The sequence below is a fragment of the Brakhagea slesvicensis genome (assembly GCF_052161625.1).
Classification (GTDB): Bacteria; Planctomycetota; Planctomycetia; order Pirellulales; family Pirellulaceae; genus JBKCUI01.
In genome coordinates this window covers 5256343-5269370 of the sequence record NZ_CP197412.1, presented here as the reverse complement: position 1 = coordinate 5269370, position 13028 = coordinate 5256343, and the positions used below count along the sequence as shown (strand labels likewise).

General features: G+C 54.5%; 10 protein-coding genes. 4 read left to right on the top strand and 6 right to left on the bottom strand.

The annotated features are described in order from the left end of the window. Window positions 1–16: 16 nt before the first annotated feature. A complete protein-coding gene (locus SH467x_RS20115; protein WP_482368875.1) occupies window positions 17–1543 on the top strand; it encodes a sulfatase family protein in 1527 nt (508 codons plus the stop codon). 50 nt (window positions 1544–1593) lie between these two features. Here the strand turns inward: SH467x_RS20115 and SH467x_RS20110 are convergent, their stop codons facing one another. Genes SH467x_RS20110 through SH467x_RS20085 form a run of 6 tightly spaced genes read right to left on the bottom strand, consistent with a single transcriptional unit; the run spans window position 1594 to window position 8581 of the window. After that, window positions 1594–3273 (bottom strand): formylmethanofuran dehydrogenase subunit A, encoded by a 1680-nt coding sequence (locus tag SH467x_RS20110; protein WP_482368874.1) that lies wholly within the window; start codon window positions 3271–3273, stop codon window positions 1594–1596. Beyond that, window positions 3270–4520, bottom strand: a complete 1251-nt coding sequence (locus SH467x_RS20105; RefSeq protein WP_482368873.1) for a molybdopterin-binding domain-containing protein — start codon at window positions 4518–4520, stop codon at window positions 3270–3272. Before SH467x_RS20105 ends, SH467x_RS20110 begins: the two co-directional genes overlap by 4 nt. A gap of 12 nt (window positions 4521–4532) precedes the next feature. Next, window positions 4533–4847 (bottom strand): P-II family nitrogen regulator, encoded by a 315-nt coding sequence (locus SH467x_RS20100; RefSeq protein ID WP_146679731.1) that lies wholly within the window; start codon window positions 4845–4847, stop codon window positions 4533–4535. A 38-nt stretch (window positions 4848–4885) separates the two neighbouring features. Continuing rightward, window positions 4886–6073 (bottom strand): outer membrane protein assembly factor BamB family protein, encoded by a 1188-nt coding sequence (locus tag SH467x_RS20095; protein WP_482368872.1) that lies wholly within the window; start codon window positions 6071–6073, stop codon window positions 4886–4888. A gap of 33 nt (window positions 6074–6106) precedes the next feature. Beyond that, entirely contained in the window at window positions 6107–7558 is a 1452-nt protein-coding gene (pyk, locus tag SH467x_RS20090) for a pyruvate kinase (protein ID WP_482368871.1), read from the bottom strand. A 15-nt stretch (window positions 7559–7573) separates the two neighbouring features. Then, the gene (locus SH467x_RS20085) at window positions 7574–8581 is read right to left on the bottom strand and encodes an NADPH:quinone reductase (protein WP_482368870.1); all 1008 of its coding nucleotides are present in this window, start codon (window positions 8579–8581) and stop codon (window positions 7574–7576) included. A gap of 157 nt (window positions 8582–8738) precedes the next feature. Here SH467x_RS20085 and SH467x_RS20080 point away from each other — a divergent pair, with 157 nt between their 5' ends. The 3 genes from SH467x_RS20080 to SH467x_RS20070 all read left to right on the top strand — a co-directional run bounded on the left by SH467x_RS20080 (window position 8739) and on the right by SH467x_RS20070 (window position 13026). Then, complete coding sequence (locus SH467x_RS20080) at window positions 8739–10115, top strand: hypothetical protein (RefSeq protein ID WP_482368869.1); 1377 nt, start codon at window positions 8739–8741, stop codon at window positions 10113–10115. A 68-nt stretch (window positions 10116–10183) separates the two neighbouring features. Continuing rightward, complete coding sequence (locus SH467x_RS20075) at window positions 10184–11986, top strand: S1C family serine protease (RefSeq protein WP_482368868.1); 1803 nt, start codon at window positions 10184–10186, stop codon at window positions 11984–11986. Next, a complete protein-coding gene (locus tag SH467x_RS20070; RefSeq protein WP_482368867.1) occupies window positions 11986–13026 on the top strand; it encodes a S1C family serine protease in 1041 nt (346 codons plus the stop codon). Before SH467x_RS20075 ends, SH467x_RS20070 begins: the two co-directional genes overlap by 1 nt. Window positions 13027–13028: the final 2 nt, after the last annotated feature.

Sequence of the window (13028 nt, the reverse complement as noted above, 5' to 3'; positions counted from 1 at the left end):
ATTGAGGTAACCGAACATGTTGAAATGGTCGCCCCTAACATCGCTTCTCGCTCTCACCATCTGCTTCTCATCCTTCATAGGCCTGAACAAGAGTCTATCGCACGCTGCGGAGTCCAAGCTTCCTAATATCGTCATCCTCTATGCAGACGACATGGGATTCGGAGACATTCCCGGCCAAAACCCGGACTCTAAAATCCCAACACCGAATTTGGATCGACTCGCATCCGAAGGGACGCGATTTACCGATTGCCATAGTTCGTCCGGCATCTGCACCCCAAGCCGCTACGCGTTGTTGCAAGGCCGTTACCATTGGCGCAAATTTCATGGAATCGTCAATTCATTTGATGCGAGTGTGATCGATGAGGATGCCACCACTCTTCCAGAACTATTGAAGAGCAAAGGCTACACGACAGCCTGCATCGGAAAATGGCACCTTGGATGGGATTGGAACGCAATCCGAAAACCGGACGTGAAACCTCGCTTAAACCCTGATTCAAACAAGGTGGAGTATCTATCCGAAGATTTCGACTGGTCGAAGCCAATTCCAGGTGGCCCATTGTCACACGGTTTTGACTATTACTTCGGAGATGATGTCCCAAACTTCCCGCCCTATGCGTGGTTTGAGAACGATCGAGTCGTCACGCCTCCGAACGTTTCCCTCCACATCATCCCCTCCACGTTGGAAGGAAACTGGGAAGCCCGTCCCGGTCCCTCCGTCAAAGATTGGGATTTCTTTGCTGTGATGCCGACCATTACGAAAAAGGCGGAGGACTGGATCGAACGCCAAAAGCAAGACGAACCGTTCTTTCTTTATTTCGCTTTCACTTCCCCCCACGCACCGATTATCCCGACCGAATCCTTTCAGGGTGTTTCCAAGGCGGGTGGCTATGGTGATTACGTTGCCCAAACGGACGCTTCCGTGGGACGGGTGATCGAGGCGTTAGAAAAGAAGGGGCTACTCGACAACACGTTGATCCTCTTCAGCGCCGACAACGGCCCCGAACACTATGCGTACGAACGGGTTCGGAAATTCAACCATCGAAGCATGGGGCCCCTTCGAGGACTGAAGCGAGACCTTTGGGAAGGAGGGCATCGAGTCCCGACCATCGCGCGATGGAAAGGCACGATACCTGCTGGAAAGGTCCAAGACGGATTGATGAGCCAAATCGATTTCTACGCGAGCATTGCCAAGCTCGTCGACGCGGCCATTCCCGAGGGCTCCGCCCCAGATAGCATCGACCAATGGGAATTCCTATGTGGTAAATCTCCATCGAAACGCTCTACCTTGATTCACAATACCAATCCCAATGGCTACGCGGTTCGGCACGAAGATTGGATACTCATCGACACGAAGTCAGGCGGGGTCAGCAAAGTTCCCGACTGGTACAACAAGCAGATGGGGTTTGAGCCTAACCCCCACGCGGGAGAGCTCTATAACCTGCGCGAAGATCTAGGCCAAACGAAAAATCTCTTCGCAGAGTTTCCCGAACAAGTTGCTGCACTACGGGAAATCCTCAAGCAACAGAAGAATCTCACTCCATAATGCGTCGGCGAGCTTCCATCATTTGAAAGTCACCCGCGAGAAACGACTGATCAGTGCGATTTCGCCGTTACTTCGACAATGTCGTGGTAGTCCCCTCGAAGCTCGTCGGGCGAAATTGCAATGAACGAAGGGGAATATCCGTAACAGGATACGTAAGCGCGATCGATCAAATCTCCATAATGGGCGTCGACGGGTAATTGCGCTACGATCGTTTGCTTTAAGATCGTTTTGGATTGCCCAATCACCTGGCGCCCTGGTGCAAGCACTTGTTCGCCTCTTCGAAATACATAAGTTGGACTGCCGAACATGGCAGCCAAATCGGATTGTTTTTGGTAGACAGCGATATCTGCTTGCATGCCGTCCGCCAACGCACCTCGGTCAGCAAGTCCTAGAATGCGAGCCGGCCCCACGCGAGTCATTATCGCGATTTCTTCTAACGTATACTCTCGTTTAAGCGTGGGAAGCGTACTTGTCGCTCGGACATCCGGATGCAGTTGATCGAAGATCGACATCCGATAATCGTAGTTGGACAAGAGTTTGATCAAGTGTGGGTATGCGGTGAAAGGCCCTCCATTGGGGTGGTCGGTCGTCAGAAACACTCGCGCGGGATCTAGAATACGCAAACAGAGCTCGAGACCGATGGTCCATTGCAGACCATGAACATACTGATCATGGCGGTACCGAAATGGGACAACGCCACAGCCTGCTTGGCACTCAGCGTCTTGAAAGATCACCTTTCGTGGGCGGGCTAACTTCCGGTTGAGATGTTGGTGCATCGTATCCCCAGAGATCGTTACCGTTTGGCCGAACAAGACTTGCCCAACATCGATTGTGACATGGGGATGCCAATTCACATACTCAGCTAATAGAGAGGCTTCGGAACTGTAGCCATGTGGGCCGATCTTTCCGTAGCAATGGTACTGAGCATGAGTAAGGTGTACACGATGGCCCTCAACGGCTTCAAGGGTCTGCATCGTGGATTCGATATTGCCAGCCGTTCCGAGATTGCTGCAATGAACATGGAGCGGATGTGGAAGTCCAATGCCATCGACGGCGCGGGCCAGCGTTCGCAAGATATCACGTGGCGTAATCGGATAATGAGCCGCCTTTTGATCAACATTCAAGTGCCGTTGATTGAACTTGAACGCCTCGATCCCACCGGCGTTCACCACCTTTACTCCGCAGCACTGATGAAGCCGGAGCATCGTCGCCACGTACGCATCGATCTGCGCCTGCGGTGCGCGCTGCGCAATCCACTCAAGCAGAAGGCGATCGTTCCCTAACATCAAATAGCCACCCGTATCCAACCATGGAATATCGGACATCTCTCGATGCGCATACCGAGCGTTTGCAGGAAGGACAGCTGGCTCGAAGCAGGTCGTATATCCCATCTCGAGATAACGCAATCCAATTTCACTAGCTGGCGGAACCGGCGACGTGAGGGGACGCTGCTCGCTCCAACGATCCCGACCTTCCGATCCCCTGACCGACGCATTCCTCGCAACCAATTCAGGCAGAAGCAATCGAGCCAAATTGACTTTTCCACCTCCGATGTGGGTGTGCATGTCGATTCCTCCTGCCATCACAATGTGACCATTCAAGTCAATCGTGCTATCCGGTTGGTGTTCCGGGGGGGTGTGGTGGATGACGCCATCCCTCAAATACAAATCCTGTTTGCCGGAGAGCCCCATTCCATCGATGCAATACCCGTTTTTGAGGTGGACGATCATGGTTGAAGATCCTTAGGAAGCATGCTTCGCAACCATGCATCGCATGGCAACAGATCTGGAACTCGAAGCGATGCTTCTGCTTCGGGATAGGCCATCACCACCTGGTCTGCACGAAGAAGTGAAGCCGGATAATCGACCCCTGGTCGTCCGATGGGGATTCGTTGCCGCGTCTGTCGCTCTTCCGATGGAACGAAATCGGCAGACTGCCAATTGGGACCGTGCGCTACCAATTCAATCACTCGCAATCGATCCACTGGCCTCGACCTCCAATCGGCTATCGGTTCCTCATGCGAGGACTCGTCGACCCAAATCAACAAGGCCTCATCGTTGTCTCGATTTCGTTCCAACCATCGTGCAGTCGAAGCCTCTTCGCGATCCCAACGCATCTCGTCCGATGAGAAGTCGATGCGAGAAGGGAATCCTGTCAGCCATGTGCAAACATGTTGAAAGACATTTGCAAGAGACGAGAGCATCAATCCGCTGCTTCTCGAGTGCTCGTTCCATTGAAGATACCAAGTTTGCATGCGTTCAGCCCACAAATCGATTGCGGGTATCGGGAGTGCAATGCTTCCCCAAACCACCATCGGGTACCTTGCACTGCCGAACCTCTGCATCCACTCCGCTTGCGTTTCCCACCCCGCCTGCGATTCGGTGGCGAGTCCCATGAGAAGCTGAGGCAGCGAATCGACATCACAATCATATGAAAGAACCTGGGAAAAATGCTCGCTCCAATGCTCTTGCAGTTTTTCGTCGGTACTCCCGATCAGTATGACGCTAGAATCCGACTTCGGTGCAATACAATGTTTCGCATCCACTCCGTACTCACCGCCTGCTAGGCGCTTGTTCAAGACCGCGGGGAGTTGCGGAAAGTGTTGTCGCAAACCTTTCGGATTGACAATGAGTAAGCAGTCGCTGGTCGAACGAGCTTCGGCTAAGGAGGCCAGGTAAGCGCCGTGGGCCGCGATTGCTTGCGTCGCATCGAACATGCCCGATGGATGGGAACCATCGATCGAAGCTCCATAAGCGCGGGCGAATTCGATCGCTGCCCGGCTGGTCTCGACGGAGTGGAATCGACCGCCGATGTGAATCGATGTCGCGGTCCGCAACAGTTCCTTCGCCGACGTTTTGGATCGGGGTACCGGGTCCCTCGCTGGCGCTGCGGTTTTGGATAGCGCGTGCAAGCGGAGAGGGCAGGTGGCATGCAGGACTGGTTGGTCGCAAAGCAGGGAGCAAAGGCTACAGATCATGATAGAGCTTCGTTATCGGCTGGGAGGAGCCCAGTCTTCTGTCGACAAGACCATAATCTTTCCATCCCCCATCCGACCGCTTCGAGTGGATCGGACAATCGTATCCAGAACCTCTTCCAATCTCAGGTCGTCTACCCAGAGGGTAACCTCGACTTTAGGAAGGAAGGATAGAGAGAATTCGGTCGAGGAATATTGATCCAAATAACTTTTCTGCCGACCGAATCCTTTCACTTCGGATACTTGCAATGCCTCGAGCGGTGCAAGTTTCAGATGATCGAGGAGTTTTTCCGCAAGGTATGGACGGATGATAGCGATGACTTGCTTCATGATGAAATCTTGCTGGAATGAATCGCAACAAGGCGCGATCACTCACCGAAGCAAATAATCGTTCCTTTCTCCGTCGCAATCACGATCTTGCCATCCGCAATCGCGGGGGAGGCCAAGATCTGTCCGCTCAGCTGATACGTCCAGCTCTCTTTTCCATTTTCGACATCGATCGCGTAAACCATTCCGTCCGAACCACCAATCCAAGCTCTCCCATCGCAGATGACAGGCGATGCGTCGGATCGTTTCCGCAATACGGCCTCCCATTTCAATTTGCCCGTTGCGGCGTCGAGCCCGATCAATCGCTTGTTGCGACTCGGGACAACGACAACCCCTTCTAGCTTGCCATCCTTCCAGGTGGCCAATGTTGCCGAAGAAGCTCGAATGTCGGAGTTTGCCCCACCATCTGGTTCATAGCTCCAGAGTGTCTTTCCCGCTTTGGCATCGATGGCGAACACCACCCCTGGCTGCGTGGGTACGATCGCAACGTCTCCGATAATGTTGGGTGTGCTCAAGGTCGGGGCCATCAATGGCTCGCCTTCGCTGATGGGCTCTCCCTTGGCAACATCGATCTTGTGCAATTTACTATCACAGCCACCCAGCAAGGCGATATTGTTCCAAAGACTGGCTGTCGATCGAAGCTGGTCACCTGTCGCGTAGGTCCAGCGTTGTTTACCTGTCTTCAAGTCGATCGCGTAGAGGGATCCTGAGTCACTCGACAGCAAGACCTCATCCTCGACGAAGTTTCCTCCGCTCACGATGGCTTGATCCAATTCCCCAGTCCAAATCTCGGCCCCATCGGTGGTGCGATAGCAATAGATGTTGGCGCTGAAGTCACCCATGACCAAATACTCGCCCCGAACCGCGCCCGCGGCCACGAATCCTTCCTTCGCCTTGACCTTCCATGCGATTTGGCCCGTCGCGAGTTCGAACGCGTACACGTTCCCTTCGAAATCGCCTAAGAATACTTTCCCTCCGGCGATGACTGGCGTTCCTTCAAATCCCGCTTGATCGTTCTCGGTTTTGAACTCCCAGAGAACTTTGGGCTCTTTGGGAAGCTTTCCGGATGCAACCCCAGTCCCTTGGGAATTCCCGCGGACGACCGCCCAGTCGTCCGCTAAAGCTTCTCGCGTCGCCGTCGCGCTCAGGACACACCATGCGACGATGGCGAAAGCAAGCAACAAAAGGTTTCGGTTCAAGGCAAAAGATGCGTCGCGTGCGTTCATCATGCTGCTCCTACCTCCTGGTCATCGGGAACGGAATCAAGACTTGATCGGAGGTACTTCGTGTACAACCAACAAATTGTGGGTGTTATGAAGCACCCCCGTGCCTGTGACATAAACGACACGATCGCCCGGGCTCAACATCCCTCGAGATATCCCCCAAGCCGTAACCTCGTCCATCAGAATCTCCGGGTTGTCCAAATTCTTTACCTTGTGCGGCATGATCCCCCAGAACAAACACATGCGCCGAAGCGTGTGATCCGAGTCGCTCACACCTAGGGTGGGAATATAGTTCCGTTGCTTCGCCTTGACCCAGGCGGTTCCGCCGGAGCGACTAGCGACGACCACCAGTTTCGCATCGATGGCTTCCGCAATATTCGCAGCGTTGTGTGTCACGGCAGAGGTCACAGGATGAACCCGGCTGAAGAATCGCGTCTTCGAATCGTTCGGTTGGGTCTTCAGAAGTTTTTCTGTACTCAGCATGATCTTATTCATGGTGTCGACCGCGATAACGGGATAGTCACCGATCGCGGTTTCACCGCTGAGCATGCACGCGTCAGCACCGTCGAGGATTGCATTGGCGACATCGCTCGCCTCGGCCCGAGTCGGTCGGCGGTTATGGTGCATGCTCTCTAGCATCTGGGTCGCGACAATCACCGGCTTGAGCTTCTCACGGCAGACTTGGATGATCCGCTTTTGAGCGACCGGTGTATCGGCGACATCGATTTCGACCCCTAAATCACCTCGGGCGACCATGACTCCATCGGCCGCATCGACGATCTCCTCCAGTTGCTCGAGAGCTTCTCGCTTTTCGATCTTCGCAATCACGAGCGCGGTGGCGTCCATGGAGGCAAGCAAATTCTTCAGGGAGAGGACGTCCTGCGCCGAGCGAACGAACGATAGACTGATAAAGTCGACATGGTTTCGGGCAGCCCAAAGTGCGTTGTCCACATCCTCTGGTCGCATGGACGACACCGAAAGGGAAGTGCCGGGGAGATTGATCCCTTGCTTCGAACGGATCGTCCCTCGCACGGAGACTTCGCAGCGAACGAAATCCTTCTGCTTCTCGATCACTTGCATGGAAATCATGCCATCGGCGAGCATGACCAGATCACCCAGCGTCAACTCATCGATCAGTTTGGTGTAGTTGCTGGTTAACTCGTAGCGACTGCGCGGAGTTTCCCCGCGAACGAAGGTGACTTCTGTCCCGATATCGACTTCGAGCGGTTCCTCGTCAAAGAGTTTTCCAAGTCGAATTTTGGGACCAGCTAGATCGAGCAGAACTCCGACAGGGAAGTCGGTTTTCTCACGCACCCGAACGATCTTTTCGAGGACCCGCGAGTAATCGGCCTGCGTCCCATGCGCTGCATTGATTCGAAAGATATCGACTCCGTGGTTGATCAACTCCGCGAGGATCGCTTCATCCTCACAGGCGGGGCCCACGGTGGCGACAATCTTTGTCCGTGCTTCACCAAGCGTATTTCGCGTCATTCGCTGTCCGTGCTTTCAGTGTTTGGAGTAGTTAGGTTCGAGAACGATTTTTCCAGCGAGCGTGCTGCTCTTCTGGACGGTGTGCTGTTCCTGCAGTCGATGGGCTTGCGCTGCTTCTTCCAAAGGCAAAACGCGATCGATCTGCGAGCGAAGGGCTTCAGTTCGGACCCAATGATTGATATCGGCAGCGGAAGCCGCTTGCGATTCGGCGGACTCTTTGAACATGGCGAAACCGTGAAGCGAACAGCCCTTCACATAGAAAGGCCCGACCGGGAATGGAGGTCTTGCATCCCGGCCCGCCATCAGAATCATCCGAGCGTTGGACGCCATCGACGATACCGCAAAATCAAAATCAGGTTCTCGAAGTGTCTCCCAAAAGACATTCACACCTTCCGGCGCAAATTCCTTCAGTCGATCCGCTAACGATTCGCGGTTGTATTCGATAACGTGGTCCGCTCCCAGCTCGAGGCATCGCTGGGCCTTGTCCGCACTTCCAGCCGTGGTGATCACGTTGGCCCCGACGGCCTTCGCCATCTGAATCACCATCGACGAGACGCCACCGGTGCCACCTCGTACGAAGAGTGTCTCCTTCGACTTCAATTGAGCGCGCGAAAACAGTCCAAGATGGGCCGTGATGCCTACTAACGCGATCGCGGCCATGTCTCGGTCCATCGCTCCCTCTGGCGTGGAGTAAGCCCACTTGGGGTCGATGGCTATTGTCTCCGCAAAGGTCCCCTGCCTGCCCAGAAGTCCTTGATTGGATCCCCAAACCCGCTGGCCGACTTGATGGGAACGAACCTCTCTTCCCACCTCGATGACGGTACCTGCAAAGTCGCAGCCGAGAATAAAGGGACTAGGAAGCGGCCAATAGTTTGCTCCACCACGTATATACGTATCGATCGGATTGACCGAGACCGCTGCGACTCGAACCAGAATCTGATCGGGTGCGCAGGGGGGAAGAGGCAATTCCCCATACTCGATCGCTTCAGGTGGCCCAGGTTGCCGAATATATGCCGCTTTCATCGCACCTCAAGTCTTCCGAATGCGTTGAGTTCGTTCCTTGTCCGTTCCATTTGCGGTATACTACCAAATGAGTTGCAAGGACGCCGTACCAACTGCAGGAATTCTCACAACGATGAATCGAATCTGCTTATTCCAACGACACCGCCTGAGGACTTCCGTGCCGAGTAAAAAACAACGATCTCGGCGTCATGATCTGCTCGGCCCCGTTTGTTCTCTCAGCACGGCTGGTTCTTTCAGCACTGCTGGCTCTTTCAGTACCGTGGGCTCACTCTGCTGTTTCAGCTCCCTCAGCGTTGTCCGCCTGTGTACGGTCGTGTTTGGTTTGCTGGCTGCCCTTGCCAGCTCCTCGGTCAGCACCGTGATCAGCAGCACCGCCCAAGCCTCCTTCGAAGCAAACGTCCTTCAGGTTCGGATTTCCAAGATCGATGGTTCGAATCTTGAAGGGGAATTGCTGGAACTTAGCCATGAATCGGTTCGAATCCGAACCGGTGACGGTGAGCAGACACTCCCTGCGTCCGAAGTGGGGGTGGTTCAATTGGCCGCAACGGCGCCCTCTGGACAGCCCCCCGTACCCGTCCTCGTAACCGTCGATGGTTCGCAACTCCGCTTCGAATCCCTCTCCGGCAAGGGAGAGGAATGGACCCCTCAATCGCCATCTTGGAAGCTGACATCACCCCTTTCCTCCAAACAGCTAGTCTATGCTCAGCTCAAACCTTTTGAAGCGAGTCTAGAAGGACCTTGGCGCGAGATCCTCGCAGAAAACATTGCATCAGACGGATTGATCCTAACTCGCCCGAGCGGGGAGTTGACCCGTGTCGGGGGAACCATTGTCGAAGTCCGCCAGTCGCAAGTAACCTTTGGGTTCGATGATCAAAAGCTGGAGATGTCGATCGATAAACTCCTCGGCATGACATGGTTCCAACCCAACCAACCTCGCATTACCCCGGCCATCGAAGTGGTCACCCTCGACGGTTCCCTTTGGAATTGCACCCGCCTCGATTGGAAAACGGATCGCTTGGAAATCGAAAGCCCGTCGAAGATTCTCGGATCGGTCCCTCTGAAGAACATTCTCGAGATCCGGTTCGGTACCGCGAACGTTCGGTGGGTTTCTTCGTCAGAAAAACTTGATGCGACGGTCGACGCTTGGGGGAATTGGAAGTTCCTCTCCCCACGTACACCCAATGCGTTTCAACCTCGATTCGTGCGAGCAACCTCCCGCGATTCCGGGGCGGCCAATCAAGACCTCCTTTTCTCATTGCCTGGCACGTACACTTTCCGGGCACCGGACGGAGTCACGCGACTGGAATCCCGCGTCGAGCGAACCCAGCTCGGGGATTACCGTGCCGAGTTGCAAATCGAAGTCCTGCAAGACTCGGAAGTCATTTACTCCGGGACACTCTCGCCCGAACAAACCGTTCTAAATATCCAAGCGACCATTCAACCTGAGAAACGAATCACGTTGGCGGTCAAAAGTCGCTCCCCCTCCCAAACAGGAACGGAAGTCCAATGGAAACAACCGCGACTGCTTCGTTAAGGAATCGCTGGAGCGTTGCTTCGGTGTACCTATTTGTTATAAGCCTTGCCGTAGCGAAGTGCAGGGCAATGAGTTGGCTGGGGGTCGTTTCGTCGATATCGGCCCTCCCTCTGAACTTGGCACGGGTCTCCGGTCAGGAAGAAACGAGTCCACCTCCTCCTGCGCCGATCGTATTGCAGGCTGAGACGGAGCGAATCGAAGCCATGCAGCGAGCCAGTCTGGCTACCGTGGCCGTGCATGGGGCGGATGGGCAAGGTGGCGGGTCGGGCGTGTGCATTTCCAACGATGGATACGTTTTAACCAATTTTCACGTTTCCAGTCCATTTGGACATCGCATGAAATGCGGCATGAACGATGGGAAGATGTACGACTGCGTCGTTGCAGGCATCGACCCCACCGGGGACTTGGCCGTTCTGAAGATGGTGGGCAGGGACGATTTCCCTGTCGCCACGCTGGGAGATAGCGATCAAGTTCGCGCAGGACAGTGGTGCTTCGCCGCTGGAAATCCCTTTGTGTTGGCTACCAATCTGCAGCCGACCGTCACCTACGGCTTGGTGAGCGGTGTCCGTCGCTACCAGTACCCCAGCGGAACGTTTCTCGAATACAGCGATTGCATCCAAACCGACGCGGCGATCAATCCAGGAAATTCAGGCGGCCCGTTGTTCAATATGCAAGGCGAGTTGATCGGTATCAATGGTCGCTGCTCGTTCGAAAAACGGGGCCGAGTGAATGTGGGAGTGGGGTATGCCATCTCGATCAAGCAGGCGATGTATTTCTATTGGCAGCTTCGTTCGGGGCGGGTCGTGGACCACGCGACCCTTGGATTCACCGTAGCGACCGACACCAAGGGCTTGGTTACCGTCAGCAATATCCTGGAAACCAGCGATGCCTTTCGAAGAGGGATCCGCTTCGGTGATGAGATTCTGCGGGTCGGTGATCGAGACATCGGTACCACAAACCAACTGAAGAATATCCTGGGCATTTACCCAGACTTGTGGCGCATCCCGGTCCGATATCGAAGCGAAGACGGGGTTTTCGACACCTACGTTCGGCTTCAAAGTCTTCACTTGCCCAGCGAGCTGGAAGAAATCGTGGAGGGGGAGAGCAATCGACCTCCACAGCCTCCTCGGCGCGATTCCAAGGAGAATCCCGGCGATTCGGAGCCACCTTCTCCAAACGACCCATTGAATCGTGAGAAGGAGACAGAGAAACAAGTCGATGCACTGGCGGATCTCTATGAAGCCAAAAAGGGATTCTCCAATTACTACTTCAACAAAGCAGAGCTCGATCGCATCACTCAGCTTCAAAAAGTGCACACCCTTTTCACCGAAGCAGATCAAAATGCCGGGGTATGGAAATGGCAAGGGGAGTTGCCAGCAGAGAATCAGACTTGGTCGGGCGAATGGTCTGAATCGTCTCTCACCTTCAAAATGGGGGACCAGACCGAGACGTTGCCTGCTGTGCAAGGTTGGCAGCAAACGGTCAAGAAACAATCACCGATGAGCCTAGCCATCGCTCTGCGCGTTTGGCAACAGTGGCATGCAAAAGGTCCTCGATTGATCGGAGAAGCGATTTATTTGGGACGCAATCCGGTCGTCGGAGAGAGAGAACTCATGGACACCACGAAACTCACCATCGGTGAAGTCACTTGTTTGGTTTACACAGACCCCGAGGATGGAATGTTCCGATTGGTGGAGATTTTCCCCGATACGATCAGCGATCCTGCGGAAGTCTACTTTGAGAAGGCTGATTTCAACAATCGACTACGATTCCCAACCGTATTGCGTCTTCAGTTTGGGCTCGAATCCAAACTCATCGCGCAAATCAAATCCCATCAGTTCCTTCAGCCGAGCAAAGAGGAGGGACTGTAATGAATCGATTCACCTGCAGATGGCTTGCAACATGCACCGCGTTTTCAACATTCGCGCTCTCCTTTCTTCCACTCCATCCCGCCAGGGGGACGGAGCCTGATTCCGTCCTCACTACCCAAGAGCAATTGGTCGACCAAGTTCAAGAGAAGGTCGTCAAACTATTCGGAGCGGGAGGGGCGCGCGGACTAGAAAGTTACCAAAGCGGCGTCCTGGTCGGAAACGAAGGACATATCGTCACGAGTTGGACCACTGTGTTGGATGTGGCCAAGGTACGAGTCGTGGTCTTTGATGGACGGAGGCTGGACGCCACGGTCGTTGGGGTCGATCCGGCCAACGAAATCGCACTACTGCAAGTCGAAGATGCAGGTCTGACAGGTTTCCCTCTGAATTCCAACCCCCAACCGACAGTCGGGCAGCGTGTTTTCGGCGTCAGCAATTTGTTTGGGATCGCTACCGGCGACGAATACAACAGTGTGCAAAAAGGGGTAGTCATGGCTATCGCCCCTCTGACACAGCGGCGTGGCAAGACGAAATCGCTCTATCAAGGAAAGGTCTATGTGCTCGACGTCATGACCAACAATCCGGGTGCGTCAGGCGGCGCGTTGGTCGACCTCCGAGGTGAGTGGATCGGAATGCTCGGCAAAGAGATTCGAGACGAACAGTCAGGCATTTGGCTCAATTACGCCCTCCCTCTCGAGGTGGTGCAGTCCTCCATCGATCGCATCCTGAAAGGGACCGCGACGCTCGACTTGGAGACCGCCAAATCGGTCGAAAAACCTCATCGCCTCTCCGACCTCGGCTTGACGTTGATCCCCGATGTGCTCCCCAAAACACCCGCCTTTGTCGACGACGTCCGCAGCGGGTCGATCGCAGCCCAAGCAGGCCTTCAAACCAACGACCTCATCCTGCTCGTAAACGATCAACGCATCGATTCCCGCAAGTCGCTTGAAAAAATCCTCAGCACTATCAATCGGGCCGACTCGTTTCAACTGCTTGTGCAACGAGGCCAAGAGCTCATTCGCATACAAGTAAGGCCGTAATC